Origin of the sequence: uncultured Succinivibrio sp. (assembly GCF_902756765.1) — a bacterium.
GTDB lineage: Bacteria > Pseudomonadota > Gammaproteobacteria > Enterobacterales > Succinivibrionaceae > Succinivibrio.
Genome location: NZ_CACVSS010000183.1, coordinates 1 through 2,843, shown reverse-complemented (window position 1 = coordinate 2,843; position 2,843 = coordinate 1). Strand labels below are relative to the sequence as shown.

General features: G+C 43.6%; 4 protein-coding genes. 3 read left to right on the top strand and 1 reads right to left on the bottom strand.

Annotated features, from left to right (window positions below; all coding sequences use genetic code 11):
• A partial coding sequence (locus QZU45_RS12190; RefSeq protein ID WP_295355681.1) for a hypothetical protein occupies positions 1 to 461 on the bottom strand: 461 nt, incomplete at its 3' end.
• A gap of 75 nt (positions 462 to 536) precedes the next feature.
• On the opposite strand from QZU45_RS12190, the gene QZU45_RS12185 reads away from it, so the two are divergent.
• From QZU45_RS12185 to QZU45_RS12175, 3 genes are all read left to right on the top strand, one after another.
• Positions 537 to 1,901 carry a recombinase family protein gene (locus QZU45_RS12185; RefSeq protein WP_295355679.1) on the top strand — a complete coding sequence of 455 codons (1,365 nt, stop codon included), beginning with the start codon at positions 537 to 539 and terminating at the stop codon, positions 1,899 to 1,901.
• Positions 1,898 to 2,326 (top strand): hypothetical protein, encoded by a 429-nt coding sequence (locus tag QZU45_RS12180; protein WP_294495879.1) that lies wholly within the window; start codon positions 1,898 to 1,900, stop codon positions 2,324 to 2,326. The genes QZU45_RS12185 and QZU45_RS12180 overlap by 4 nt, the downstream gene beginning before the upstream one ends.
• On the top strand, positions 2,319 to 2,843 hold a 525-nt coding region (locus QZU45_RS12175; RefSeq protein WP_295355676.1), incomplete at its 3' end, for a recombinase family protein. The genes QZU45_RS12180 and QZU45_RS12175, both read left to right, overlap by 8 nt.

The following is a 2,843-nucleotide window of genomic DNA, read 5'->3' as shown; positions in this document are numbered from 1 at the left end:
TATGCCTCAACTTGAGCAATTATCTTAGGATCAAGTTCTGGAATATACTCATCGTTAATTAACCGATCAGCATAGGAATATCCAGCCTTTGGTAAGAGATCTATTGCAAGGCTGTCAAGTATTCCGAGCTCGTCATACTTCTCAGTGTCAAAATCAATCCTATAGTAAAAATAACCTAAGAATTTATATGGTTCGATGACAGGATGATCCTGACCTCCATAACTCCAGAACAAATTTGCAAAATTGATTGCGGATTCGGGGGTTTTACATTCAGTAAAAAGATAGTTTATCCAACTTTCAAATGTTTTTTTCCATCCAAATTCAGATATTTGCTGTTTTACTTTCTCCCTTGTTTCTTTACGTTGTTCGTTGGAACTAACACCATAAGTACGATTGAACAGCCAATGTGTCTGCTCATCAATTTTGTTACTGCTCATCTTTCCTCCACTTAGAATCTTCATCAAACAATTCCTTGTTAGTGTTGTACAGACGACTTGGAGAATAAGGGAATTCGGCAGACTGCCGGGCAGGAAAGATTGATTATATCCTTACCAAGTCTATCAGCAGATTTTCAAGAAACGGCAGACTGCCGGGCAGGAAAGATTGATTATATCCTTACCAAGTCTATCAGCAGATTTTCAAGAAACACCACGGACTGTATTGATTTGGTGAGAAGTCTTTTGAGGCTCAACATTCCGATTTACTTCGAGAAGGAAAATCTGAATACCGGTTCGATGGAGGGAGAGCTTATTCTGTCAATTCTCAGCTCAATGGCCGAGGATGAATCACGCTCAATTTCAAATAACAGCAAATGGAGTTTGGAGCGGAGGTTTCTGAACGGAACCTTCAAATCAAGCTCTTTACCTTACGGCTACAAAAGAGAAGGTGAAGACATTGTCATAATTCCTGATGAGGCAGAGATTATAAAACGTATTTTTGCCGAAGCCTTGGCTGGCAAAGGAGCTTATACCATCGCAAAGGGGTTAAACAGTGATGGAGTTCCGCCCATACGAAAAAATGAATGGAGCTCTACAACGGTATTCTGGATTCTGAGAAATGAATTTTACATCGGAGATGCGGTTTTTCAGAAAACCTTTACGGATGACTCCTTCAGCCGGCACCTCAACAAAGGCTATCTAACTAGATACCGGAGCAATGGTCACCATGAAGCCATTATCAGCAGAGCGGATTTTGAAGCAGTTGCCACCATTATTGCTCAGCGAGCTTCAGAAAAAGGCATACCGGGAGCAAAAGCAAAATTCTTAGACCGCAGCGCCCTGTCAGGAAAAATCGTCTGCGGAGAATGCGGCGGTATTTTCAAACACCGAATTCACCATTCCTTATCAAGCAGAAGTTATTCTGCATGGTGCTGCAGTACCCACCTCAGAGACAAAAGCAGATGCTCCATGAAGTTCGTCAGGGATGAGACGGTAAAGTTTGCATTTTTAACCATGATGAACAAGCTCATCTTTGCCAAAGAGACCATTCTGATGCCCTACCTCAAAGCATTAAAGGGAAACTCTGAAAACAAGGATATGCAGAGAATCAGCGCTCTTGAACAGCAGATTTCAGATATTGCCGAACAGCAGAATACCATCACCATGCTGATGGCGCAGGGGTGCATCGACCAGGTTCTTTTCAATCAGGAAAACAACGAACTGAAAGCCAGAGCAGCAAGATGCAGGACTGAGCTTAACGCCATCAAACAGAATTCCAAAGGTGAATGCGCCGTTATTAGAGAAACCTCAGAGCTTATCGCCTTTGCATCTTACAGCGAAATGCTCACTGACTTCAGTGACGAAGTGTTCAGCAGATTTGTTAACAGCATTACTGCAGTAACCCGAAACGAAATCAGTTTTGAACTTAAATGCGGTCTTACACTAAAGGAGGAAATTGAATGAGGAATACAGCTCTCGGTTACAGAATTGTTAATGGCAAGGCGGTTATTGATGAGAAAGAAGCCATAATTGTCAGAGAACTTTACCGTAATTACCTTGATGGAATGTCCCTGTGTGCCTCTGCGGAGAAAGTCGGTCTTAAGCTTCCGGCAAGCTCCGTCAGCAGAATTCTGCAGAACCGCCGTTATCTGGGAGACGATTTTTATCCGCCTCTCATTGATGAAGAAACCTATTCTCGAACTTTACAGGAAAGGGAACGACGTATGAAGGCGTTAAGCCGTACCAATCTTCTTAAGCCGAAGGTACCCAAAACCGCACCGGCTGAATTCTTCTTTTCAGATAAGGACAGCCTGCACAAAGGTACTCCGGCTGAAGTGGCTGAATACCAATACTCCCTGATTAGAGTTAAGGAGAAAACGAATGGCTAACGTAAAGATTATACCGGCAGATCCGCACAGAACAAAAAGCAAAGCCTGTATTGAAGAAACTCCGAAACTGCGCGTTGCGGCCTACTGCCGTGTAAGCACCGACACTGATGAGCAGGCCACCAGTTATGAAACTCAGGTGGAGCACTATACCGAGTACATCAGCAATAATCCTAAATGGACTCTTGCGGGGATCTATGCCGATGACGGCATCTCCGGCACCAACACAAAAAACAGAACCGAGTTTAACAGAATGATTGAAGCCTGTATGGCCGGTGAAATTGATATGGTAATCTCCAAGTCCATCAGCCGCTTTGCCAGAAATACTTTGGACTGCCTTAAATACATAAGACAGCTCAAAGCTCAGAACATTCCTGTTTACTTTGAAAAGGAAGGAATCAACACGCTTGATGCCAAGGGCGAGGTGCTGATTACCATTATGGCTTCCCTCGCCCAGCAGGAATCTCAGTCCTTAAGCCAGAATGTCAAGCTGGGACTTCAGTACCGTTACCAGCAAGGC